24 protein-coding genes are annotated in these 23,829 nt (G+C 66.0%); 2 read left to right on the forward strand and 22 right to left on the reverse strand.

The features are described 5' to 3' along the window. Positions 1-34 precede the first annotated feature (34 nt). On the forward strand, positions 35-1,192 hold the full coding sequence (locus Q9293_RS12880) for a GGDEF domain-containing protein (RefSeq protein ID WP_306247113.1): 1,158 nt from the start codon (positions 35-37) through the stop codon (positions 1,190-1,192). A 6-nt stretch (positions 1,193-1,198) separates the two neighbouring features. Here Q9293_RS12880 and dnaJ read toward each other — a convergent pair whose 3' ends face one another. The 4 genes from dnaJ to hrcA all read right to left on the reverse strand — a co-directional run bounded on the left by dnaJ (position 1,199) and on the right by hrcA (position 6,199). After that, on the reverse strand, positions 1,199-2,365 hold the full coding sequence (gene dnaJ, locus Q9293_RS12885; RefSeq protein WP_306247115.1) for a molecular chaperone DnaJ: 1,167 nt from the start codon (positions 2,363-2,365) through the stop codon (positions 1,199-1,201). Positions 2,366-2,402: 37 nt separating this feature from the next. Continuing rightward, on the reverse strand, positions 2,403-4,268 hold the full coding sequence (dnaK, locus tag Q9293_RS12890) for a molecular chaperone DnaK (protein WP_306247117.1): 1,866 nt from the start codon (positions 4,266-4,268) through the stop codon (positions 2,403-2,405). Positions 4,269-4,354: 86 nt separating this feature from the next. Continuing rightward, the gene (locus tag Q9293_RS12895) at positions 4,355-4,984 is read right to left on the reverse strand and encodes a nucleotide exchange factor GrpE (RefSeq protein ID WP_306247119.1); all 630 of its coding nucleotides are present in this window, start codon (positions 4,982-4,984) and stop codon (positions 4,355-4,357) included. 153 nt (positions 4,985-5,137) lie between these two features. After that, positions 5,138-6,199 (reverse strand): heat-inducible transcriptional repressor HrcA, encoded by a 1,062-nt coding sequence (gene hrcA, locus Q9293_RS12900; RefSeq protein ID WP_306247121.1) that lies wholly within the window; start codon positions 6,197-6,199, stop codon positions 5,138-5,140. A 61-nt stretch (positions 6,200-6,260) separates the two neighbouring features. On the opposite strand from hrcA, the gene Q9293_RS12905 reads away from it, so the two are divergent. Further along, entirely contained in the window at positions 6,261-7,103 is an 843-nt protein-coding gene (locus tag Q9293_RS12905) for a hypothetical protein (RefSeq protein WP_306247123.1), read from the forward strand. A 90-nt stretch (positions 7,104-7,193) separates the two neighbouring features. Here the strand turns inward: Q9293_RS12905 and prfA are convergent, their stop codons facing one another. From prfA to Q9293_RS12995, 18 genes are all read right to left on the reverse strand, one after another. Next, on the reverse strand, positions 7,194-8,267 hold the full coding sequence (gene prfA, locus Q9293_RS12910) for a peptide chain release factor 1 (RefSeq protein ID WP_306247124.1): 1,074 nt from the start codon (positions 8,265-8,267) through the stop codon (positions 7,194-7,196). Between the two features lie 168 nt (positions 8,268-8,435). Next, a complete protein-coding gene (gene rpmE, locus Q9293_RS12915) occupies positions 8,436-8,687 on the reverse strand; it encodes a 50S ribosomal protein L31 (RefSeq protein ID WP_306247126.1) in 252 nt (83 codons plus the stop codon). A 112-nt stretch (positions 8,688-8,799) separates the two neighbouring features. Further along, positions 8,800-9,567 (reverse strand): hypothetical protein, encoded by a 768-nt coding sequence (locus Q9293_RS12920; protein ID WP_306247128.1) that lies wholly within the window; start codon positions 9,565-9,567, stop codon positions 8,800-8,802. A 12-nt stretch (positions 9,568-9,579) separates the two neighbouring features. Then, positions 9,580-9,906 (reverse strand): PadR family transcriptional regulator, encoded by a 327-nt coding sequence (locus Q9293_RS12925; RefSeq protein ID WP_306247130.1) that lies wholly within the window; start codon positions 9,904-9,906, stop codon positions 9,580-9,582. Between the two features lie 110 nt (positions 9,907-10,016). Continuing rightward, entirely contained in the window at positions 10,017-11,243 is a 1,227-nt protein-coding gene (locus tag Q9293_RS12930; protein ID WP_306247132.1) for an ABC transporter permease, read from the reverse strand. Beyond that, positions 11,243-12,409, reverse strand: coding sequence for an ABC transporter permease (locus Q9293_RS12935; protein WP_306252442.1), 1,167 nt, complete (start codon positions 12,407-12,409; stop codon positions 11,243-11,245). Before Q9293_RS12935 ends, Q9293_RS12930 begins: the two co-directional genes overlap by 1 nt. 231 nt (positions 12,410-12,640) lie before the next feature. Further along, entirely contained in the window at positions 12,641-13,363 is a 723-nt protein-coding gene (locus Q9293_RS12940; RefSeq protein WP_306247134.1) for an ABC transporter ATP-binding protein, read from the reverse strand. Beyond that, on the reverse strand, positions 13,363-14,463 hold the full coding sequence (locus Q9293_RS12945; RefSeq protein WP_306247136.1) for an efflux RND transporter periplasmic adaptor subunit: 1,101 nt from the start codon (positions 14,461-14,463) through the stop codon (positions 13,363-13,365). Before Q9293_RS12945 ends, Q9293_RS12940 begins: the two co-directional genes overlap by 1 nt. A 44-nt stretch (positions 14,464-14,507) precedes the next feature. Continuing rightward, the gene (locus tag Q9293_RS12950; RefSeq protein WP_306247138.1) at positions 14,508-15,530 is read right to left on the reverse strand and encodes a cyclopropane-fatty-acyl-phospholipid synthase family protein; all 1,023 of its coding nucleotides are present in this window, start codon (positions 15,528-15,530) and stop codon (positions 14,508-14,510) included. Then, on the reverse strand, positions 15,527-16,306 hold the full coding sequence (locus Q9293_RS12955; RefSeq protein WP_372342213.1) for a DUF1295 domain-containing protein: 780 nt from the start codon (positions 16,304-16,306) through the stop codon (positions 15,527-15,529). The genes Q9293_RS12950 and Q9293_RS12955 overlap by 4 nt, the downstream gene beginning before the upstream one ends. Next, entirely contained in the window at positions 16,306-16,779 is a 474-nt protein-coding gene (locus Q9293_RS12960; protein WP_306247142.1) for a DUF2062 domain-containing protein, read from the reverse strand. Before Q9293_RS12960 ends, Q9293_RS12955 begins: the two co-directional genes overlap by 1 nt. Continuing rightward, positions 16,776-17,108, reverse strand: a complete 333-nt coding sequence (locus Q9293_RS12965) for a DUF1475 family protein (protein WP_306252444.1) — start codon at positions 17,106-17,108, stop codon at positions 16,776-16,778. The genes Q9293_RS12960 and Q9293_RS12965 overlap by 4 nt, the downstream gene beginning before the upstream one ends. Continuing rightward, complete coding sequence (locus Q9293_RS12970; RefSeq protein WP_306247144.1) at positions 17,108-18,376, reverse strand: cyclopropane-fatty-acyl-phospholipid synthase family protein; 1,269 nt, start codon at positions 18,374-18,376, stop codon at positions 17,108-17,110. Before Q9293_RS12970 ends, Q9293_RS12965 begins: the two co-directional genes overlap by 1 nt. Next, a complete protein-coding gene (locus Q9293_RS12975) occupies positions 18,289-19,092 on the reverse strand; it encodes a DUF1365 domain-containing protein (RefSeq protein WP_306247146.1) in 804 nt (267 codons plus the stop codon). Before Q9293_RS12975 ends, Q9293_RS12970 begins: the two co-directional genes overlap by 88 nt. A 207-nt stretch (positions 19,093-19,299) precedes the next feature. Continuing rightward, complete coding sequence (locus Q9293_RS12980) at positions 19,300-20,553, reverse strand: NAD(P)/FAD-dependent oxidoreductase (protein WP_306247149.1); 1,254 nt, start codon at positions 20,551-20,553, stop codon at positions 19,300-19,302. Beyond that, positions 20,550-21,383 (reverse strand): fatty acid desaturase, encoded by an 834-nt coding sequence (locus Q9293_RS12985; RefSeq protein WP_306247151.1) that lies wholly within the window; start codon positions 21,381-21,383, stop codon positions 20,550-20,552. Before Q9293_RS12985 ends, Q9293_RS12980 begins: the two co-directional genes overlap by 4 nt. Positions 21,384-21,519: 136 nt before the next feature. Beyond that, complete coding sequence (locus Q9293_RS12990; RefSeq protein ID WP_306247153.1) at positions 21,520-22,908, reverse strand: ATP-binding protein; 1,389 nt, start codon at positions 22,906-22,908, stop codon at positions 21,520-21,522. After that, complete coding sequence (locus Q9293_RS12995; protein ID WP_372342214.1) at positions 22,905-23,564, reverse strand: winged helix-turn-helix domain-containing protein; 660 nt, start codon at positions 23,562-23,564, stop codon at positions 22,905-22,907. The genes Q9293_RS12990 and Q9293_RS12995 overlap by 4 nt, the downstream gene beginning before the upstream one ends. Between the last annotated feature and the right edge of the window lie 265 nt (positions 23,565-23,829).

A 23,829-nucleotide genomic window follows, 5' to 3' on the forward strand; every position in this document is an offset into this window, starting at 1 on the left:
CTCCCTGCCGAAGAGCAGGTCATCAGGGAGCCCCATGCCCCGCATTCACTGGCTGGACGTCCACCCCTCCGTCGCGGGGGAAAACCTGCGTGCAGCCTTCCTGAAGTGGGGCTTCGACCTCGCCCCAGGCCCCGGACCCGGCTCCATCGTGCTGGTGGCCGAACACCCGGATGCTCGGCTGGTGCCCGCCGAAGGCACGGAAATCCTTTGGTGGGTGGAGCAGGCGGATCCCGAAGAAGTGAGCGCGGTATTGAATCTCCGCCCGGGCTGGGTGCTGCTGCAGGATCGGCCCCTCGAGGCCGCCCGCGAGGCCCTGCAGCACATCCGCCAGCGCGATCTGGGCAGCGAGGGTTGGCTGCGCCAGATGATGCACTTGGCCTCCATGGATGATCTGTTGCGGCTGGTGCTGGGCCGCGCCGTGCGGCTCTCCGGTGCCCAGGGTGGCGCCATCTGGCTGCGCAAGGACGATACGTTCTACCAACGGGCCGGCGATGGCATCTTCCCGGAAGCCCCCCTGCCCCGCCAGGAAGCGGCCGAACTGGTGCGACGGGGCGAAGCCTTCCTGCTGGCCCCCTCGGAACAGCTTGGCATCCTGCGGCTGGCAGAGCCCAAGGAGATGTCGGAGCTGTTCCTCCACGGCTTCGACGACATGGAACCGCTGCTGCTCAACGCCTGGCGCCTGGAGGAAAGCCGCGCCCTGTCCTTCAAAGACGATCTCACGGTGGCCCAGAACCGGCGCTGCCTGGAGGCGGAACTGCCCCAGTCTGTGCGTTCCGCCGCCACCAAGTCCGAGCCCCTGGCCCTCCTCTTCATCGACGTGGACGATCTGAAGCGCGTCAACACCCACCATGGCCACCCCGCCGGCAGCCTGTTGCTGGAAACCGTGGCCCGCACCGCCCAGCGGCTCTGCCGCGCCCATGATCGCCTCTACCGCTATGGAGGCGACGAGTTCTGCATCCTCATGCCCGGCACCACCTCCACGGGTGCCCTCAAGCTGGGCGAGCGCCTGCTCCAAACCGTCCGGGAGCAGCCCCTGATGTTCGGAGAAGAATCCCTCCAGGTATCCCTCAGCGCCGGGGTGGCGGCCTTCCCGGAACACGCGGATGGCGCGGGACACCTCATCGAACAGGCCGACCACGCCCTGCTGCGGGCCAAGCGCGAAGGCAAGGGCCGCGTGATCGTCGCGGGTTGAGAAGGTCTACTTCCGCTTTTTCTTCTTGGCCTTTTCGGAACCGAACACCTTGGCCAGGAACCCTTCTTCCTCGCCTTCGGCGGTCTCGCCTTCCAGACTGCGGCGCAGCTGTTCCACCAGTTCTTTCTGCTCCGCCGTGAGGGACTTCGGCACCGCCACCCGGAGGTGGAGGTAGAGGTCACCGCGGCCGCTGCTCTGCAGACGCGGGACGCCCGCGTTCACCAGCTTCACCACGTGGTCGGCGGGGGTGCCCGGGGCCAGCTTCACTTTGTCTGAGCCGTAGGGCGTCTCCACTTCAAGGGTGCCGCCGGTCACCAGCAGGGGCCAGTGCACCTCGAGGCGGCGGTGCAGATCGCTGCCGTCCCGCTCATAGCGCGCATCGGGTTCCACGTCGAACACCACATACAAGTCACCGGTGCGCCCGCCGGAGCGGCCCGCCTCACCCTGGTTCTGCAACCGCAACCGGGTGCCACGGTCCACGCCGGCAGGGACCTTGAAGCTGACCTTGGCCTTCTTGTGAACCCGCCCCTCGCCGTGGCAGCTGCGGCAGGGCTTGGGAATGATGCGACCGCGCCCTTCGCAGCGCGGGCACTGGGCCAGCATCTGGAAGAACCCCTGGCGCACGGCCACCTGGCCCGCGCCCCGGCACTGGGGGCATGTTTCCGCCCGCGTCCCCGCCTCGCAGCCGGAGCCGTGGCAGGTCTCGCAGGCTTCGAGCCGGGGAATGGAGAGCTCCACCGCCTCCTTGCCGAAGATGGCGTCCTGGAAGCTGAGCTTCAGGTTGTACTGCAGATCCGAGCCCCGCTCCTCGCCATTGGCACGGCGCCGGCCGCCACCGCCGAAGAGATCCCCGAAGAGGCCCCCTCCGAAGAAGCTGCCCAGGATGTCCTCGAAATCCGCGAACTGGTTCGGATCGAACTGGAACTGCTGGCCGCCGCCACCGGCGCCGCCCAGCCCCGCATGGCCGAACTGATCGTAGACCTTCCGCTTCTCGGCGTCCGACAGCACGCTGTAGGCCTCGGCCGCCTCTTTGAACTTCTCCTCCGCCTCCTTGTTGCCCGGATTGCGGTCGGGGTGCAGTTCCATGGCCAGCTTGCGGTAGGCCTTCTTCAGTTCATCCGCCCCGGCCTCCTTGGAGACACCGAGCACTTCGTAGTAGTCGCGTTTCATCATCCCATCCTGAACTTCCAGGATAGCCGATGCGGGCCCTCTAGTTGGGCGGAACGGCGCCTTCGTCCTCGCCATCCAGGCTGGCCATCATGGCTTCGCTGGCAGCCAGAACCGCCTCGGTGAGCAGGTTCTGGGCCTCCAGCAGCTGGGTCTCGCAGGCCCGGAGCGCATCGGAGTCCTGGGAGGCCACGGCCAGGCGCGCCCGGGAGAGCACGTCCCGCACCTGGGACTGCTGCGCATCCGTGAGGTACTTGCCGCATTCGATGAAGCTCTTGTCGCAGGAGAAGATGAGGCCTTCTGCCGAAGCGATGTATTTCATCGCATCCCGCTTCTTCACATCGGTCTCGGCATTGGCCAGGGCCTCGCGGATCATCCGCTGAATCTCCAGCTCGGAGAGACCGGAACTGGGCCGGATGCTCATGCTCTGTTCGAGGCCGGTCATCAAATCCCGGGCGGACACGGTCACGATGCCGTTGGAATCGATGTCAAAGGCCACCTCGATCTGCGGCACACCTTTGGGGAGGGGTGGCAGGTTGATGAGGTCGAACCGGCCCAGGCTCTTGTTGTGCTCGGAGAGCTCACGCTCGCCCTGCAGGACATGGATCTCCACCCGGCTCTGGTTGTCAGTGACCGTGGTGAAGGTACGGGCATCCCGCATGGGGATGGTGGCGTTGCGCGGAATGATCTTCACGAAACCGCCGCCCTGGGTTTCGATGCCCAAAGAAAGGGGTGTGACGTCCAGCAGCACCAGATCCTTGATGTCGCCCTTGAGCACGGCGCCCTGGATGGAGGCGCCCAGGGCCACCACTTCATCTGGGTTGATGCTGCGGTTGGGCTCCTTGCCGAAGAAATCGCGCACCAGGCGCTGCACCAGGGGCATGCGGGTTTGCCCGCCCACCAGGATGACCTCATCCAGCTGCTTGGGCGTCTTGCCGCCCTGCTCCAGGGCGTCCTGGATGGGCACGAGGGTCTGCTCGACGAGATCTTTAACCATGTCCTCGAGCTGTTCGCGGGTGAGCGCCGCTTCGAGGTGCTGGGGCCCCGTGGGCCCCTGCGCGATGAAGGGCAGGCGGATTTCCACCCGGTCCAGGGTGGACAGCTCGCACTTGGCCTTTTCGCTGGCTTCCTTGAGGCGCTGGAGCGCCATGCGGTCACCGGAGAGGTCGATGTTGGTCTTCTCGCGGAACTGCTGCACGAGCCAGTTCTGGATGACCTGATCGATGTCTTCGCCACCGAGGAAGGTGTCGCCGCTGGTGGCCAGCACCTCGAACACACCGTCGTTCATCTCCATGAGCGTGAAATCGATGGTGCCGCCGCCAAAGTCGTAGATGCCCAGGATCTGCTTCACGTTCTTCTTGTTGAAGCCGTAGGCCAAGGCAGCCGCCGTGGGCTCGTTGATGATGCGCTGAACATTCAATCCGGCGATCTTGCCGGCATCCTTGGTGGCCTGGCGCTGGGCGTCGTCGAAGTAGGCGGGAACCGTGATGACGGCATCCGTGACTTCTTCGTGAAGGAAGGCCTCGGCCGCCTGCTTCAGGGAGCGCAGCACGATGGCCGAGACTTCAGGAGGCGCGTAGTCGCGCTCGCCCACGCGCAGCCAGGCGTCGCCGTTGGGCGCCGCAACCACAGGAAAGGGCAGGCGGGAAATGGCGCTCTGCACCTTGGGGGACTGGAACCGCTGACCGATGAGACGCTTGACCGCGAAGAGGGTGCGCTGAGGGTTGGTGACAGCCTGGCGCTTGGCGATGTGCCCGACCAGGACATCGCCCTTGTCGGTGAAAGCCACCACGGACGGGGTTGTTCGGCTTCCCTCGCGGTTGGGAATCACCCGGGAATCGCCGCCTTCCATGACGCAAACGCAGCTATTGGTCGTGCCCAAGTCAATGCCGATCAGTTTACCTGCCATGGGTCGAACTCCAGGGGTCGCGTCCAATTATCGTATGACATATCAGTGGAGCATCCAGCACTTGCCTTCAACTTAACCAGTTTTTTTCACGCATCATGGATGCGGTTCACCACCACCCGGGCAGCTCGCAGGAGCTGCCCCTTGAGGTTGAAGCCCCTTTCGTAGATGGCCGCCACCGCGCCATCGGGAAGGTTGGGATCGGAGAAGGTGGTGAGGGCTTCGGCATTGAGGGCATCGAAAGGATCGCCCACCTGGAGGGGCAGCGGCTCCACATGCACCTTGCGCATGGCTTCCAGGAACTGCTTGCGGATGAGCTCCACACCAGAACGGAAGGATTCCACATCCTGGTAGGTGGCACTCATGCCCCGCTCGAAATTGTCAAAAACGGGAAGCATTTCCAGGAGGATCTTCCGTTCCGCCTGCTCCACGGCCAGGGCGATGTCGCGCTGGGCCCGGTTGCGGAAGTTGTTGAAGTCCGCCGCGAGGCGGCGCTGCTGATCCATCAGCTCCGCTTCGCGCCGGAGCAGATCCTCCATCTGACGCTCAGCCTCAGTCAGCGCGGACTCAAGATCGACCCGCGATTCCGGTTCAGCCGCAGGCTGAATCAGTTCGGGGAGATCCATCTCGGGAACCACCTGGGTGTGGTATTCCGAGGCGACTTCATCGGCGACTGCCTGGAGATCGGCATCTGGGCTGTCATCCAGATTGAGGTCCACCAGGTCTTCCGGTTCACCGGAATGGGAGGCTGGAACGGATTCGGACGGCTTGGGAACATCGTTTGGCATCGCAGCAGTATAAGCAGTTCCCGCAAGGGCCGGGAATGCTTTAGGGCTCGCCCAGGCGCGTGGGCCAGGCCGGAAAACCAAGAATCAGGCCTGCCCGCGCCGCCTCTGCACTTGCCGCGACCACCACTGCAGGCCACCCATGACCCGCCCGTAATCCATGCGGAGCGGCCCCACCAGCGCGAAGGTGACGAATCCAGAGGGCCCCAGAGCTACCGTTCGGACGGCGGTGGCCAGTGGCCAGGTTTCGAAGTACGGGTTCTCGGTACCCAGCAGGAACTGAACATCCTCGGAGGCCCGGCCCGCAAACGCATTCAGCAGTTTGGCCAACCGGCCGTGCTCCTCAAAGGCGGCCACCAGGTCACGGAACCGCGGCAGATCCTCGAATTCAGGCAACTCGCCCAGACGGCCCAGGCCCGACACCAGAACCGGGGGATCCGTTTCATGCGAGCCCTCAGGCCAGCGAGCGGCCAGCTCTTGAAGGCGGCCGCGGATGCTCTCGCCTTCCTGCACGCCCGCCCGGAGGGCCTCCAGAAGGCGCGACCGCATCTCTCCGAGGGTCAGCCCCGAGAAGTGCGCCGTCGCGTAGTTCCCCAGCTCCGTCAGCACCGCTTCAGAGTGGTTCCAAGGATTCTCCATGAGGCGGTGCTCCACCTCGCCCAGGCTGCCCACCCATACCGCCACCAGCCGTCCCGGTGGGACGGGGATGAACTCCAGTCGCACCAGGCGGCTCTGGGTGAGCGGCAGCGGCAGGGCCACGCAAACACCGCCCATGACCTCCGCCAGGGTGCGGCTCGCATGCCGGGCCCAGGCCTCTGGATCGGTGTCCAGGCCCTCCAAAGTCGACGACAACCGCCCTTCCAACTCAGGCCCCAGGGGACGGGAGGTCATCCACCGGTCCAGGTAGTACCGGTAGGCCCGCTCCGTGGGGATCCGTCCCGCGGAGGTGTGCGGTTGCGCCACCATGGATTCATCTTCGAGATCCGACAGCACGTTGCGGATGGTGGCGCTGGAGAGGGGTTCCGGGTACCGCTTGGCCAGCAGCCGCGAGCCCACGGGCTCGCCCTCTTCGAGGTAGGTCTCGATGAGGGTGCGCAGCACAGATTCGCCGCGAAGGTTGAGGTGGGGGTCGGTTTTGGGTCGGGCCATCGGAGGATCCCTGTCGGGATGCCATACTATACGGCACCCCCCACCTTCCCATGGAGGCTCCATGCGTTTCCCCCTGCCCCACCTGGCCATCGCCGCCGCGCTGGTTCTCACGTCCGCCTGCAACCACAAGAGCCAGGCGGCCATTCAAGCCGAAGAAGCGGCCAAGGCCGCCGAAACCAAGGTGGCCCTGCTGGAACAGCAGCTGGCCGAGGCCAAGTCCGGCAAGACGGTCGGCGGAGAGGCCGACACGGTCCAGCACCTCACCAAATCCCAGGTGAAGGCCCTGGAGCGCCAGGTCGCCGACGCGAAGAAGCGTGCCGAGATCAAGAAGCAGGAGGCCCTCACCCTGGCCCAGGCACCCGCGCCCCGCGAAGATCCTAAGCCCATCGTGGTGGAGGTGCCCACCGGCACGAAGCTGGAAATCAGCCTCGCCCGCGAACTCAGCACTGAGAAGGATCAGGCCGGGGATGCCTGGGAAGGCGCGCTCGCCGCCGACATCGTCCAGGATGGCAAGCTGGTGTGGAGCGCTGGCAGCCCCGCCCGCGGTGTCATCACCCAGAGCGCCGCGGCCGGACGCCTCAGCAATGGCCAGGGAGCCCTGGGCATTCGCCTGACGGAAATCGCCGGGGTCGGCATCGACACCGACACCCACGTGGTGGTCGCCACCGCCAAGGGCGAGCGCAACGCCAAGTACATCGGCGGCGGTGCGGCCCTGGGCGCCCTGATCGGCATTCTCTCGGACAAGAACCACAAGAACGACCACGCCCTGGGGGGAGCGGCCCTGGGCGCCGCCGCCGGCACGGCCCTGGCCGCCGGCACCGCGGACACCGTCATCCGCATCCCCAATACCAAGCCCGTCTCCTTCAGCCTCACCACCCCGGAGCGGGTCACGCTGAAGAAGTAGCCGCTTCCGTCTTGCGGTCGGCAGTCAACAAAATCGGGAGGCATGGCCTCCCGATTTTGCATGTCACGGCACAAAAGGAGACTCGCCCCTTCAGGCCTCCAGCGCCTGGAGCCGCTCGGCTTCGAACGCGGAGCGCAGGGGTTCGAGGATGGGCTCGATCTGGCCACCCATGAAGCTGTCGATCTGGTGGATGGTCACGCCGATGCGGTGATCGGTCACGCGGCCCTGGGGAAAGTTGTAGGTGCGGATCTTCTCGCTGCGGTCGCCACTGCCCACCTGGGACTTGCGCATGGCCGAGTGGATGGCGTCGGCCTCGTCCTGGGCCTTCTGGAGCAGGCGGCTGCGGAGCACGGTCATGGCCTTGGCCATGTTCTTGATCTGGCTGCGCTCGTCCTGGCACTGCACCACCGTGTTGGTGGGGAGGTGGGTGAGGCGCACGGCCGAGTAGGTGGTGTTCACGCTCTGACCGCCCTTGCCACCCGAACAGAACGTGTCGATGCGCAGGTCCTTCTGATGGATCTCGATGTCCACCTCTTCGGCCTCGGGCATGACCGCCACGGTGCAGGCTGAGGTGTGGATGCGGCCCTGGGTTTCGGTCTTGGGCACCCGCTGGACACGGTGCACGCCGCTCTCGAACCGGAACAGGCTGTAGGCCCCCTCGCCCTGGATCTCGGCGGTGGCATCCTTGAGCCCGCCCGCATCGGCATCGCTTTCATCGAGCACGGAAACCTTGAAGCCCCGGCGCTCGGCAAAGCGGATGTACATGCGGAAGATCTCCGCCGCGAAGAGCGCCGCTTCTTCGCCGCCGGTGCCAGCCCGTACTTCGAGGATCACGTTTTTCGAGTCGGCAGGGTCCTTGGGAACCAGCAGGCGGCGGATCTCGGTCTCACCCGCGGCGATGGCCGTTTTCAGGTCGGGGATCTCCATCTCAGCCATCTCGCGGAGATCCGCATCCATGGACTTGTCGCCCAGGATGGCCTCGGCCTCCTCCAGCTGTTTGAGCAGGTTGCGCTGCCCCTGAAAGGCCAGCACCACAGGCTCCAGTTCCGCACGGAGCTTGGACAGCTCCCGCAGGCGCTTGGGATCCGACACCACGGCCGAATCCTGCAGCTGCGCCTCCACTTCCTGGAAGCGGGCTTCAACGGCTTCAAGTTGGTCGAGCATGATCCACCTCCCAGTTCATGCGGCACTCCCTGGGGAGAGCACCAGCCCTGGACCGGCTTTGCCGGGGCGGGGCGCGGGGGTCCGGGGGTGTTCGCGAAGCGAGGAACCCCCGGAGAATATAAACAAAGAACGGGCCGATCACTCGGCCCGTTCTTTGGAACAAGGTAGCTAGGCTTCGGTGGTCGCAGGGGCCTCGGGCGCCGCTTCGACGACCGCGACTTCCTTCTTCGCATACTTCTTGTTGAACTTCTCCACACGGCCTTCGGTGTCCATCAGGCGCTGCTTGCCCGTGAAGTAGGGGTGGCAGTTCGAGCAGATTTCCACGCGCAGCTCCTTCTTGGTGGAGCGCGTCATGAACTCGTTGCCGCAGGCGCAGTGAACCTTCACTTCGTGAAGTTCGGGATGCATGTTCTCTTTCATCTCTTCCTCCTGGGACCGACCGGATGCCCCCATGGGCGGGGTATCTGCACGCGGCTTGTCCACGCAAGACAGCCAGTCTACCGCCGGAGCCCTTCTGACTCAAGGGGGATTCCTAGAGTGAGCCCCCCTGCTCCTGGGGCGTCAACACCCGACGCTCGGCCAGCATGCGCTTGAACCGGTTGGCCAGCATCACGCTCAGCAGCAGGGTGGCGTTGAAGCTCAACTCCAAAGGCACCTTCCACCACTGGAACCGGATGCGGCCGAGAATACCCGCCTCGAGGATGAACATGAGGGCCGTGAACAGGGCCGGTTCCAGCAGGGTTTCCCAGAGGGGGCGCTCCTGGCTGTGACGCTCCAGCAGGTAACCGGTGAAGGCCCCGTACAGCAGGCGGGTGGGCTTGAAGCCATGATGGGTGGTGAAGCCCAAGGGAATTGACAGCAGCGACGTGATCAACACGGCCACCAGGGTGCGGGCCCATGGATTGAGGCGCAGCCAGTGACGGCGCACCCAGAAATACCCGGCACCCACCGCCAGGCCCTGTGCGGCGGCGAAAGCCAGGCAGATGTACCAGCGCCACCCCTCGAACCACATGTGGCCGCCGGTGGCGAGGCCGATGATCATGCCTGCGGCCAGGGCCGTGCCGCCTCTGTGGGTGGCGTCCTGCCCCTCCCCTGCGCTGAGCTCTTCGGCCAGCAAACTGGGGTGTTCTTTCTCTGAAAGCATGGCCGACATGGCCGATTCGGAGTCGATGCCCCGCGCTTCTGCTTCATCCTGCAGGTGGGCTTCCAGCTCGCGGATCAGGGTCAGCCGCCGCCGCCTGGAGAGGCCCCGGAAACCGGAGTCCACCTGAGCGAGATAGGCATTCAGCGCCCGGGACACGGCTGGTCCAGCCTAGACCTTGGGTCCCACAAAGGCCTGGACCATGTCCACGAACTGATTCCACTCCTGCTTCTTGGCCTCCAGGAAGGAGAGGCCCGCAGGCTGGATGGCGTAGTAGCGGCGCTCCCGGCCATTTTCCTGGGTCTCCCAGTAGGAGGCGATGAACTCGGTGGCTTCCAGCTTGTGGAGCGCCGGGTACAGGGCCCCTTCCTTCAGCGTGTAGCTCCCTCCCGTGCGCTGACGGACCGTCTCGATGATCTGATAGCCGTACATGGGCCCCTCGCAGAGCAAGGACAACAGCAGCAACGGGGTGCTGCCCTTCAGCAGTTCACGGTCCACAAGGGCCTCCGGGTTAGGAGAAAAATCGCACCTTTAATGTGCATCGCAAAGTGATGGCCGTCAAGGCTGCAGCCTTTACCTGTTCCCTTTTGAATGCTTTAGCTGCGACTTCACCCTCCCTTCATGGCCTCGGTCAACGGAATGCGGCTGGCCCGCCAGGCCGGCAAAAAGCCCCCCAGCAGCCCCATCACCAGGCTGAAGGCCACGCCCTGGGCCATGAGCCCAGGAGTGATCGTGAAGGCGAAGCTCACGTCGCTGAAGGTCTCGAAGCTGGTGGTGCCGGTCTGGATGCCATTGGCGAAGAGGGCCAGGCCTGAGCCCAGAAGCCCGCCTGCCAGACAGAGGAAGATGCTCTCCCACTGGAAGCTGGCCAGGATCTCCCGCTGGCGGAAGCCCAGGGCCCGCAGGGTGCCGATCTCCTTCGTGCGCCCGGCCACAGCCGCGTACATGGTGTTCATGGCCGCAAAGATCGCTGCTCCCGTGAGGATGAGCGTGATGAGGTTGCCGAGAATCTTGATGGGGTCGCCCGCCTTGGTGAGTTCCTTGAAGTAGTCCGTCTCCCGAACCGTCTCAAGCTGCAGCCGCTTGTCGGCCTCCACCGCCTTCGCGAAACCCTCCAGGCGCGAGGCATTCTCAAGCCGAGCCAGCATGGCCGAGTAGGAATCCCGGCGGAAGGCCTGCATCACATCGTTCACATCCGACCAGACTTCGCTCTCGTAGCTGGCGCCGCCCGCCTCGAAGGCGCCGACAATCTGCCAGTCCCGGCCGCCCATGCGAAGGCTCCTGCCCACCTCCATGCCCGGGAAGCGGCCCTGCATCTTGCGGGGCACCACCACCTCGCTGAGTCCGGGGCGGAACCACCGGCCCTGGATCAAGTGGACCTGAGGCCGCATGGCGATGCCCATGCCTTCGAGCCCCCGGATGGTCACGTTCGTATCTGTGCCGTCGGCCATGGGGAAGAGCTTCACCACCACCACCTCGGCGCTGGCCATGGGCTCGCTGCCCAAGCGCTTGAGCAGGGGGTGCACCTTGAGGATGCGCATGCGGTCCCGCTCGATGGAGCTGTTGAGTTCGAAGCGGGCATTGGGCCGCAGCACCAGGGCCTGATCAGGCCGACCGCTGCTGACGAAGGCCTGGGAAAGCCCTTGGGCAAGGCTCAGCACCACCACGAAGATGCCCACCACCAGGGCGATGGCAGCGGCCGTGCTGAAGCTGGAGAGCTTGCGCTGCCACAGGGAGCGCAGGTTGTAGCCCAGGGGAATCGGGTAGGCCACGAGCGCCCAGACCAGCCAGGCCAGGTAGGCCAGGAAGGGCGCGGCGAGCAGGAATCCCAGCATCAGCCCACCGCCTTCAGGCCCTCGGTGATGGGGCGCCGCGTGGCCGAGTAGGCCGGGATGAAGGTGGCCAGCACGCCGATGGCCAGAGCGCCGCCCATGCAGGCCGCCACAGTGTCAGGCAGGATGGCGAAGTCAGCGAAGAAGGGCATGGCCGCGCCCAGGGAGGCCCGCACGCCGCCCGCGGCCAGGTTGGCCAGCAGCACGCCCAGGAAGCCGCCCACGCCCACCAGCAGCACGCCTTCCGCCAGCAGCAGGCTCAGCACGCGCCCCGATGAGAAGCCCATGGCCCGGAACACGGCGATCTCCGTGGTGCGCTCGCGGATGGCCGTGGCCATGGTGTTGCCCGTGACGATGAGGATGGCCACCACCACTGCTGCGGTGATGCCCTGGATGATGGCGCCGATGTTGCCGAGCATCTTCACGAAGGCCAGATTGAAGGCGTTCTCCGTTTCCGTGAGCGCCTCGTAGGCACTGTTGGCATAGTGGCGGTCCACGCGCTCGATAAGCCGGGGAATGTCCTCGGGCCGCCGGGCCCGCACCCAGAAGGAGCCGCAGAGCCCCTTCATGTAGGGCACGCCCTCCTCCAGCACCTTGTAGTGGAAATGCAGGGCGTTCTCATCCGAGGCCTTGGGGCTCTTGAAGATGAGACGGATGGTGAGGCGTGGGTTGATGGGAAAAATGGTACCCGTGAGCGGCACCACATCGCCCACCTTCCAGCCGTTCTTCTTGGCCAGGCTTTCACCGACAATGCAGCCTGCGCCATCCCGCAGGTAGTCCTTCATCTGGGCTTCGGTGATGCCGGAGGCGCCGAACTCCTCCCGGAAGATCTGGAAGATCGTGGTTTCGTCACTGGCGAAGTTCGCGAAGAAGTTGCGGGGGTCCTGATAGTAGCCGCCGAACCATTGCAGCGCGCAAACCGTCTCCACCTCCGGTTGCTGGCGGAGGTAGGCCTCGTAGCTGCGGGGCAGCATCTGCGTGAGGCCGCTCTTGTGGCGCACCACCAGCCGGTTGCTGGAATTGGGGTTGTTGGTGATCGAATCCAGGGTGGTGAGCAGGCTTTGCAGGACCGCCACCGTAAACACGGACAGGATGAGGCTGCCCACGATGAGCAGGGTGCGCCGCTTGGAGCGCATGAGGCTCTTCCAGATGAGCGCCAGCCAGCGCATCACGCGGCCCGTCCTAGGCCGCGCCCTATCCGGGCGGTCCTGCGGACCGTGGCCCTCCGCTCCTGCTCCGGCCTCACCGGTTCACCTCCACCGTGCGGTCGAGCACGCCTTTCTCGAGGTGGATCTGATGCCCTCCACCTATCGCAGAGCGCCCCGCGCTCTGCTCCCGCTCGCCGCTCCGCGGCTCGGCGGAGGTGGAGCCTCCGTGATGCTCACGCGCGGCACGAGGACTCACCGGTTCACCTCCACAGCCTTGTCGAGCACGCCCTTCTCCAGGTGGATCTGGTGCCGCGCGTGATGCGCGGCTTTCGGATCGTGGGTCACCATGACGATGGTCTTGCCCAGTTCTGCATTGAGCTGCTCCATGAGGGCCAGCACTTCCTCCGCGTTTTTCGCATCCAGGGCGCCGGTGGGCTCGTCGGCCACCAGCAGATCAGGGTCGGTGACGATGGCCCGGGCAATGGCCACCCGCTGTTCCTGGCCGCCGCTGAGCTGGCGCGGATAGTTGCGCATCCGGTCCGTGAGGTTCACCAGCGTCAGCGCCTGCTCCACCCGGTCGCGGCGTTCGCCGCGCCCTGCGCCCGTGATCAGCAGGGGCAGCTCCACGTTTTCAAAGGCGTTCAGCACCGGCACCAGGTTGTAGTTCTGAAAGATGAAACCCACGTGGAGGTTCCGCCAGGAGGCCAGTTGATCGTCATCCAGATTGTTCAACTCATGACCGCAGACTTCCAGTGAACCGCCCGTGGGCCGGTCGATGCCTGCGATGAGGTTGAGCAGGGTGGTCTTCCCGCTGCCCGAGGGCCCCATCAGGGCCACGTAGGCACCTGCGGGGATCTCCAGATCGATGCCCTGCAGCACCGGGATTTCCAGATCCTCCCGCCAATAACTCTTGGCGATGTCTCGCAGGGTGATGATGGGCTCGCCTCCGCCCAGATCGAAGCGGTCGCTGTTCATCAGCCCTTGACCTTCACCTTGGCGCCGGGCTTCAGGGAGTCCGGCGGTGCCACGATGAGCTGTGCATCTTTGGCCAGTCCGCTCACTTCGAGACCGATGGGATTCTCCGCCTTCACCGTGACGAATTTCTGCACGGCCAGGCCATTCTCCACCACCCAGGCGAAGGTCTTGCCCTCGTACTTCTTGACCTGCTCCCGGCCCAGCACCACCACCTCCTGAGCAAAGGCATCGCCCAGGAAGGTGACCTTGGCGCCCATGTCGGGCACCAGCAGCGGATCCTTGTCCACGAAGGCCACGCGCACGATGACCACGGCTTTCTGGCGGTTGGAGCTGGGGTAGATTTCGCGCAACCGGCCCTTCAGAACGGAGCGGGGCCCCTGCCCATCCAAGGCATCCACACGGACTTCCGCGGGCATGCCCTTGCTGAGCTTGGCGATGGAGGCCTCATTCACTTCCACTTCCACCTCCAGCGTGTCGAAGTCGGCCATGACCAGGATGGCGTTGATGGCGTTGGCACCGCCGGCGCTGCCGGGGGCCACGGTCTCACCGACCTCCGAGAGTTTCTGGGTGACGACGCCACTGAAGGGGGCCTTCAGTTCCATGCTGTCCAGCAGTGCGTTCTGGTAGGCCAGCTGAGCTTCCAAGGTGAGCTTCTGACTCCGCAGCCTGTCCACGGTAGCGACATCCTGGATGCCCTGGGCTTGCAGCTTCACGGCACGATCCAGATCCACCTTGGCCTGGTCGAGCTGCGCCTTCACCTGATCGCGGGCAGCGGCCAGATCCGGTGATTCGAGGCGAGCCAACACCTGCCCCTTGACCACGCGGCTGCCTTCCTGGACGCCCAGCCAGCTCACGCGGCCGAGGACCTTGCTCGACAGGGTCGCCCGGGTGCGGGCCACCAGGTAGCCCGAGGCGGTGACCAGCGGGTTGCGCTCCCCGGCCTTGAACACCGTGGATGAGGACACCGCCACGGTCATGGGCGCTCCCTTGGCCGCAAGCATGGCCACCGCCACGCCGACGCCGATGATGCCCAGGATCAGCCAGCCCCAGGGAAAACGCTTCTTGATCACCGAGGGCTTGCGGGCGGGGGACTCGCTCATGCGCCGATCTCCAAATATCCAGGTGACGACAGGCTATCCTGGCTTCAGCGGAGACGGAAGCGGTAGTGGCTGACGAACCATTCCGTGCCCCCACGGAAGCCCCACAACTCTGCGCAGGCCATGAAGAAGATGCGCCACTGCGCAAAGCGCCAGCGGGCCTCTTCGCCATACACCGAGCGGAACAGTCCCAGGATCTCGTTGCGATGGCTGTCCTGGTTGCGCAGCCAAGCTTCCGCCGTGGCCTGGTAGTGAGTGCCCGACACGCGCCAGTGGTCCTCCAGGCGGAGCTGCTCCTGGAACCGGATGAGGTAGCCGTCCGCGGGCATGATGCCGCCGGTGAAGAAGTACTTGGCCATCCAGTCGGAATCGTCGCGGACCTCGAAGGGATAGGTGAACTCCCGATGGGTGAAGATGTGGACGAACAGTGCGCCCCGGGGCCGCAGCCACCGCGCGATCCGACCCATGAGCTCGCCGTGGTTGCGCAAGTGCTCGAACATCTCGACACTCACCACGCGATCAAAGGTGCCCGGGGCCTCAAAGGTGTTCATGTCCGCCGTGAGGATCTCCACATTGGTGAGTCCCCGCGCCGCGGCCCGCGCGAGGATGAAGGCCCGCTGGTCCTTCGAGTTCGACACGCCGATGATGCGGCTGTTGGGATACCGCTCCGCCATCCACAGAGTGAGGCTGCCCCAGCCACAGCCCAGCTCCAGCACATCCTGGCCCTCCGCCAACTGGGCCCGCTCACAGGTGAGGGCCAGCATGGCCTCCTCTGCCTCGCCCAGGCCCGTGACCCCAGGGCCAAAGAGCGCGGAACTGTACTTCAGCCGGGGGCCAAGAGCCAGCTCGAAAAACCGCGGCGGCACCTCGTAGTGCTGCTCGTTGGCGTCCTGGGTGTTCACCGCGATGGGGCCTGCGGCCCAGGCGCTTAGGTATTGACGCAGCCGCTCATGCGCCGCCTCGAGGCCCCCCGCCGATTCCTCCTCCAGGCGCTGACGGAGCAGCTGCCGGATGCGCAGGCGGATGAGGGCGTCGGGCACGAGGCCGGAGGCGAGCAGGGCATCGATCATGTGCCGACCTTTGGAAACCACGGGATGAAGGGCGAGGTCTCGCGCTGGTAGCGGGCGTAGTCCTCCGGGCGGCTGCGCAGGCTCTGGGCCTCGGTGTAAGGGATGCCGGTCACGCGCAGCAGGAAGTGGAGCATGAGGGCCGGGGCCACCACAGCAGTCCAGCCCCAGGGCGCGGTCAGGGCCAGCAGGAGGTAGGCCACCCACACCAGCCACTCGAAGAAGTAGTTGGGGTGCCGGGAGTAGCGCCACAGGCCTTCGCGGCAGGTGCGACCCGTTGCTTCGGGCCGGGCCTTGAAGCGGCGCAGCTGGCCATCGGCCAGGGACTCGCCCACCCAGGCCACCAGCCAGAGCAGCGCGGCTGCCCACTCCAGGGGATGCAGGCTGGGCCGGGGGTTCCAGGCGGCCAGCAGGAAGGGCCAACCCAAGGCCACATCCAGCAGGGCCTGCACCTGGAAGAATGCGAAGAACTTCACCTGGAGACCCGGCTGCCAGGCCACCCGGAGGGCCTGGTAGCGGCCATCTTCATGGGCGTCCGTGGCCACGCGATGCCAGAGGTGAAGGCCCAGCCGCAGCCCGTGGAGCCCACCCATGAGGCCCACCAGCAGCCGTCGTTGCATAGGCGCCGGTCCCAGGGACGCGGCCACCAGGGCCATCACGGCCAAGCCGAAGGCCCAGCCCACATCCACCCAGCTGGCGTTGCGGGTACGCAGCTGCCAGAGCCAGAGGCCCAGCTGCAGCGTGCACAGAAATCCCGCGCCCCAGAGCGCCGCCGCGATCACGCGGGGTTCCGCTGAAGGCGGCGGGCCGTGGCGCGGAAGATCGGCGTCAGGAGACCCGCCAGCAAAGCCGCCCCCAGCGGAGCGGTGATGAGCCAGGCCACGCCCGCGTGCCAGAGGCTGGTCCAGAAGGTCTGCATGGCCAGTCGGGGGTTGGCGCGGAGAGCGGCGGAGAGCACGTCCACCGACAGGGTCAGGCGCGGGGCGCTGAAAAGCACCTCGCCCAGGCGGATGAAAGGGATGAGCAGGGCCAGCTGCAGCGGGTAGGCCAGGTAGTTGGCGACCTGCATGACCACTTGGTTCAGACGGAACACGAAGGCCAGGGCAATGCAGAGGCCCGTGCTGGTGCCCACCAGCGGGGAGACGCCCGCGCCCAGGCCCAGCGATAGGCTCCAGGCCATGCCCCGGGGGCTGAGGCCTTGGCGCAGCTGTGCCAAGAGGGGTTCCCAGAGGCGTTGACGAATCCAATTCATGAAGGCTTCCGCAGCAGCAGGGCCTCGACGCCGTCGCCCCGTTTCAGGCGGGCCAGCTGGACCATCACATAGGCTGCCATGGCCAGGTTGCCCAGGGCGAACAGCAGCAGCAGCCAGAGCAGGCTCCGCCCCAGATGGCCTTCCTTGTAGAGGATCCAGAGCCAGAACCAGAGAAAGCCGAAGTAGGCGTCGAATAGCGTGGCCACCCCCCAGCGGTCCGCCAGCAGCCGCTGGAAGCCCACCAGCACGTTGGCCTCCAGGCTGGCCCAGGTGGTGACGGCCACCATGGCGGCAAAGACCACGCCTGCGAAGATCCAGAGCGGCCGCATCACCAGGGCTCGTTGAAGTGCGTCGCCTGGCCATCCGGCTTGGCCAGCAGAAGCTGGGCGTCGCCGATGTACCGCTCGGCGAAGGCGCCCTCGCAGTAGGCCAGGTAGTAGTCCCACATGCGGATGAAGGTCTCATCAAAGCCCTGGCCGCGCACCTCGTCCAGCCGCGCCCGGAAGGCCTCCCGCCAGGCATGCAGGGTGTGGGCGTAATGCAGGCCGATGTCCTCGAGGTGATGGAGGTTCATGCGGGTGCAGCGCCCGATGGACGCCACCACGCGCGACACGGAGGCCAGCTCGGCGCCGGGGAAAATGTATTTCTGGATCCAGTCGCTCTGCCGGCTGTAGTCGGCGAAGCGCTGCTCGTTCATGGTGATGGTCTGCAGCAGGAAGCGCCCGCCGGGCTTCAGCAGGCGATCCACCGTGCTGAAGTAGGTGTCATAGAACTCCAGGCCCACGGCCTCGAACATCTCGATGCTCACGGCCTTGTCGAACTGCCCTTCCAGATGCCGGTAGTCCTCCAGCCGCAGGTCGATGCGGTCCGTCATCCCCTCACGCTGGAAGAGGTCGCGGGCGTACTCGAACTGCTGGCGGCTGATGGTGGTGGTGGTCACCCGGCAGCCAGAGGTGCGAGCTGCGTGCAGAGCGAAGCCACCCCAGCCCGTGCCGATTTCCAGCAGGTGGTCCTCCGGCCCCAGGTTCAGCTTCCGGCAGATGAGATCGAACTTGGCCCGCTGGGCCTCCTCCAAGCTCTGGTCCGCCCGCTCAAACACAGCGCAGGAATAGGCCAGGGTGGGGTCCAGCCAGAGGCGGTAGAAATCATTGCCCAGGTCGTAGTGGTGGCCGATGTTCCGCCGAGAGCCTTCCACGTGGTTGCGCCGACGCCGGTGCAGCAGGCGGTTCGCCGCCTTGCCCAGGGACGCGAGGAAGCCCCCGCCCTGGTCGAAGGCCGCCATGTTCCGCACCGCGATGCGCACCACCGACACCAGGTCATCCGTCTCCCACCAGCCCGCCATGAAGGCCTCGCCCAGACCGATCTCCCCGTGGAGGAGCCCGGCCCGGAAGGCGCGGGCATCGCGGATGTGCACCCGGGCGCGAAGCGCCGAGTCGGGATCGCCCAACAGCAGCACCCGTCCATTCACCTCCAGATCCAAACGGCCCGCCTGAATGCCGGAAAGGCCCTTCAGGAGGAGGCGCTGGGCGAAGCTGGGGGCTGCGTCGGGGGCGTCGAAGGGCCGGGATGGGTGAACACCGGCACGCGCTTGATCCATAACCAGAGGGCCTCCCAATGAATGGCAGCCAGAACCTTGAGGGTCATCCAGGGGAACCGGATGAGGGTCTTCCTTAGGATGCCGGCGGTCCAGGGTTGTCGCTGGAGATGGAGACTAGCGTCAAAAAATAAATCTCGACAATTAAATTCCGCGATGTGGACCCTCAACGTCTCCCCAGGGGGCGTGAACGCCCAGCGGTAGTGGCAGTCCATGGGCATGAAGGGGCTCACATGGAAGGCTTTGGGCACCTCGAAGCTGACCCCGCCCTCGCGCTGGTGCCCCTCAGCCACGGGCATCCAGTAGGTGTGCCGCTCGCGCCAGGGGGTGTTGGTCACCTGGGCCATGATCAGGGCCAGGCGCCCTTCCCGATCATGGCAGTAGAAGTAGCTCACCGGGTTGAAGCAGATCCCCAGGTAGCGCAGGTGGGTGAGCAGGTAGATGGGGCCGTCGGGCAAGGCATGACCCTTGGTCTCGGCATCCAGGCGCAGGCGCTCACGCAGCGGCAGCGTGGGATCGCCGAACTGATCTTCCTCGTGGAAGGCGGCCCAATTCCAGCCGCCGTAGCTGAGGAAGGGCGACACCTTGCACAGCTCCGGAATGCGGTCGATGTCCAGGAAGGCCATGAACAGCGGGTACGTGAAGGCATGCACCTTGGGCTTCAGGCGGCGGTGGCGCACCTCGCCCACATAGAGCGCGGGTTCGGGGGCGCTCACCATGCGACACACAGGTCGCGCGCCACCCTGACTCCTGAACGAACGCCGTCCACTCGGCATCCGCTACGCGGATGCGCGAGACCTCCCGTCCTGTGGCGCCCGCTCACCATGGGACACCGAGGTCACGTGCGACCTTGATCCCAGAACGAACGCCGTCCACTCGGCATCCACTACGCGGATGCGCGAGACCTCCCGCCCTGTGGCGCCCGCTCACCACGGAACACCCAGGTCACGCGCGACCCTGATCCCAGAACGAACGCCGTCCTCATGAAAGCCGTAGCCCCAGTAGGCGCCGGCGTAGTGGGTGCGACCGTGCACCGAGGCGGCACCACTCACCTCTGACCACCGCGCTTGGGCGCGGATGGCGGCCTGGGTGTAACGGGGGTGCTCGTAGTCGTAGCGACCGGCGACGGTGGCGGAATCCACCAGGTCATCCGCGTGGAGGCTGACGAACCAGTCCTGTCGAGTGGGCAGGGGCTGGAGCCGGTTCATGTGGTAGGTCAGCACCAGGCGGTGGGCCTCGGGGTGGGTGCGGAAGTTCCAGGAGGCCCAGCCCCGGCGCTGCTTCGGAAGCAGGGAGGCATCACGGTGCAGGATGGTGGGGCTCCGGTTGCTGGTGAAGGCGCCGAAGACCTCCCGCTCCTGAGGGCTGGCGTCCGCCAGGAGAGGCAGCACCTGGTCGCCATGGCAGGCCAGCACGGCGTGGTCGAAGGTCAGGGGCTCCTGGCCCTCCAGGTGGAGGTGGACGCCGTTGTCCGAACGGCGCAGGCTGATGATCCCTGCACCGGTCACCAGCCGTTCCCGGAAGGCTGCCGTCAGTGACGCGAGGTAGGTCGCGGTGCCGCCGGGGATGGTGCGCCAGGGATGGTGCGTGGTGACGCCGAGGAAGCCGTGGTTGTGGAAGAACCGCACCAGGGTGGCGGCGGGGAAGGCCTCCATGTCCACCAGGCTGGTGGACCAGACCGCGCCAGCCATGGGGAACAGATACTCGGTTTTGAAGCGGTCGGAGAACCGGTGCTGCTGCAGGTACTCGCCCAGGGTCGGGCCCTCGCCATCGGGCAGCTGAAGGAGGCCCCTGGCCACCCGGTTGAAGCGCAGCACCTCCCACCACAGGCCGCAGAACGCGGGATCCAGCAGGTGCCGCCGCTCCGTGAAAAGGCCGTTCAGACCTCGGCTGCACCAGGGGTGGGCGTTGCCGCTGGCGGCGAAGCTCATGTCGCTGGGGCAGGTGGCCACGCCCAGTTCCTCCATGAGCCGGATGAAATTCGGGTAGTTCACCCGGTTGTGGACGATGAAGCCGGTGTCCACCGCCACCGGCCCTTCGGGCGCCGACACGGTCACCGTGTGGGTATGCCCGCCGATGCGATCTGCCTTCTCGAAGACCCAGACCTCATGCTCCCGGCTGAGCAGCCAGGCCGCGGAAAGCCCTGCGATGCCCGAGCCGAGGACGGCGACGCGGCTCATGGGCGGGTGGCGCCCGAGGCAGGCCTGGGGAAAGGTCGGATGTCGCGCACGATGCCCACCCAGCTCAATGCCTTCAGCGTGTAGTAGGTGGGATCAACCTCCCACCAGCGGATGCCCTGGCGGCAGCTGGCCTGGTAGTGGTGGTGGTTGTTGTGCCAGCCCTCGCCCAGCGTGATGAGCGCCAGCACGAAGTTGTTGCGGCTCTGGTCGCTGGTCTCGAAGCGCCGCGTGCCCCAGACATGCGTGAGGGAGTTGATGCAGAAGGTCCCGTGCCACAGCAGCACGGTGGAGATCACGAACCCCCAGACCAGGGCTTCCCAGGCGCCGATGCCCGTCCAGGCGCCGAAGGCGAAGGTGGCGGTGCCTAGCAGCCAGGGGCAGAGCCAGTGGTAGGCGTCCAGGAAGCGCAGCTCAGGGAAGCGGCCGAAATCCTCGATGGACTTGGCATCGTAGTGGTCATGGGCGTCAGAAAGGATCCAGCCCACGTGGGACCACCAGAAGCCATCCGTCACCGGGGAATGGAGATCCCGCCCTGTGTCCGAGAAGCGGTGGTGGTGCCGGTGGTGGGCCGCCCACCAGAGCACACCCTTCTGGGCCGAGGTCTGCGCCACGAAGGCCAACGCGAACTGCGGCACCCGGCCCAGCTTGTAGCTGCGGTGGCTGAAGTAGCGGTGGTAGCCCGCCGTCACGGCGAACATGCGGATGAGGTAGAGGGCCGCGCAGAGCGCCACCAGCTTCCAGGAGAAGGTCAGCCAGATCGCCGCCAGGCAGGCCAGATGAAGCAGAACGAAGGAAACCGAGGTGACGGTCACGGAGAAGGGCTTGCGCATCGAAGGTCCGCCGGAAGAGCCCCCAGGGTAGCCTGGGATGCCTTCCCCCACGGGTGGTGTCCAGAAAGTTTCACGGTGGTGATCCTTTGGAAACCCTTCAGCCCAGCGCCCTGCCCACCGAGTGAGGCTTTGATCATCAGCGCGTGGGTTGAGGCGGCGCGGGCAGCTCAATCCGCACCCGCAGCCCAGACGGTCCCGCCGTCGGAAGGAAGGCCACGTTGCCCCTGTGCAGTTCCACGGCACGCTGGACGATGGCCAGACCGAGCCCCGCGCCGACCGCGTGGGAGCCCAGTTCCCGCGAGAACCGCTCGAAGGCCCGCGCTTTGAAGGCCTCGCTCATGCCGGGCCCGTCATCTTCCACCTCGAAGCAGGGCCGCCCCTCCTCCCGCCCGAAGCGGAGGGTGACTGTGCCTCCCTCAGGCGTGTAGCGGATGGCGTTCTCCAGCAGGTTGTCCATGGCCATGCCCAACACACTGCCATCACCCCGCACCTCCAGCCGCTCTGGGCCTTCCACGCCCAGGTCTTGTTTCTTCGCAAGGGCCAGGGGCAGGATGTGCGAAGTCCGATCCCGGGCCAGGGCTGCCAGATCCACCACCTCTTCGGAAAGTTCGGGCCCCGCCGCCTCCAGGCGGGCCACGGCCAGCAGCTGCCGCACCAGCCCTGTGGCCCGCTCAATGCCGCGCTGCAGATCCAGGCCGATGGCCTCCCGCTGGGCCGCATCCTCTTCACGGATGAGTGTGTGGGCCTGCGTGCCCACCACCGCCAGCGGCGTGCGCAGCTCGTGGGCAGCGTCTGCCACGAAGCGCCGCTGCGCCTGGAGGAGTTCGGAAACCCGCGACAGCAGCCCATTCAAGGAGGCCACCAGGGGGCGGGTCTCTTTGAGATCCACCGCCGGGTGGAGCGGGCTCAGGTCGCCAGGCTTGCGGCGCTCGACGCTTTCAGCCAGCAGGCGCAAGGGCCTCAGGGCACGGCGGCTGAGGAGCCAGGTGCAGACTGCGATGATGAGGAAGATAAGCGGGAAGGCCACAGGCGTGGACCGGAGGAAACGCCAGCCCAACCGTTTCCGCATGCTCAGGGATTCCGCCACCGCCACCCGGTAGCGGCCTGAAGGGTCATCCTGCACGAACACCCGGTACGACTCCCCCTGCACATCCACCCGGTGGAAGCCGGTCCCCTGCTCCGCAAGGGAGCCCACCGGAGCCGAGGGGGACAGATAGAGCAGGTGTCCATCCCGATCGAAGATCTGGTAGCGGGCGTGGTATTCCCCGGTTTTAAAGGTGTCTTCAGAGGTGAAGGTTTCATCCAGCACACGGATGCGTTCCGCTTGCTGGCGAATGCGTTCCGGCTGGTTCTCATCCTGAAGGAAGGCCACCAGGGCCGCAGCGCACATCCTCAAGGTCGAATCAAAAGCCCAGCTGCTGTCCCGGTAGGCAGGGATGAGGGTGATGGCCACCTGCAGGACCCATAGCAGCCCGATGCTGATGCCCTGGGCCCAGATCATGCGGCGCAGCAGGGAGGTCTTCACGTGTTCTCCAGCAGGTAGCCCAGGCCGCGGATGGTGCGGATGCGGCGGTGGCCGAGCTTCCTGCGCAGGCGGTGGATGTGCACTTCGATGGTGTTGCTTTCCGGTTCTTCACCCAGATCGAAGATGTCCTCCTCCAGCTGGGTGCGGCTCACCACGCGCCCCGCCGACCGCGCCAAAAGAAGCAGCACCTGGTACTCGCGCGGGCCCAGCTCCAGGGCCTCTCCCTTCAGCGTGACGACGCGGTTTTCGGGCTCCAGGACCAGGTCCCCCAACACCCAGCGCCGGGCGGCGAAGCCCGAGCTGCGGCGCACCAGGGCCCGGATGCGTGACAGCAGCTCCGGAACCGCGAAGGGCTTCACCAGGTAGTCGTCGGCGCCCTCATCCAGGCCCAGCACGCGATCCTCAAGGCCGTCCCGCGCGGTGAGAATGAGCACAGGGGTGCGGTCATCGCGCAGGCGCAGGGCCTTGAGCACGTCCATGCCCGAGCCGTCGGGAAGGCCCAGGTCCAGCAGCAGCGCTCCGTAGGATTGGGTGCGCAGGTGGAGGTCGCCATCCTGCGCGCCCCGCACCCACGTCGCGTCGAAGCCCGCCTGCACAAGCGCCCGCAGCAGGGCGGCGCCCAATTGGGCATCATCCTCCACCAGAAGGATCCGGATTTCTGCGCTCATGGCTGGCATCTTCCTCTCAACCCTATGGTGCGTGACCATCCTTATCGAATGCTTACAGGCCAGGGCGTTCGGTTCGGTGCCGCCCCTGCCTGTAAGGTTGCCTTAAGGCAGGCCTCGGATGCTTGGAAGATCCCGAAGGAACTTCTGACTCCCTCGGACGCATCCAAGAAGCCGATAACCCAATCCAGCCGCCGATCCGTATCGGTTGGGTTCCAAGAGATCGGCCGGCGGACTGCAGGAATGATTCAAACGT

Origin of the sequence: Geothrix sp. PMB-07, assembly GCF_030758935.1 — a bacterium.
In the GTDB taxonomy this organism is placed as follows: domain Bacteria; phylum Acidobacteriota; class Holophagae; order Holophagales; family Holophagaceae; genus Geothrix.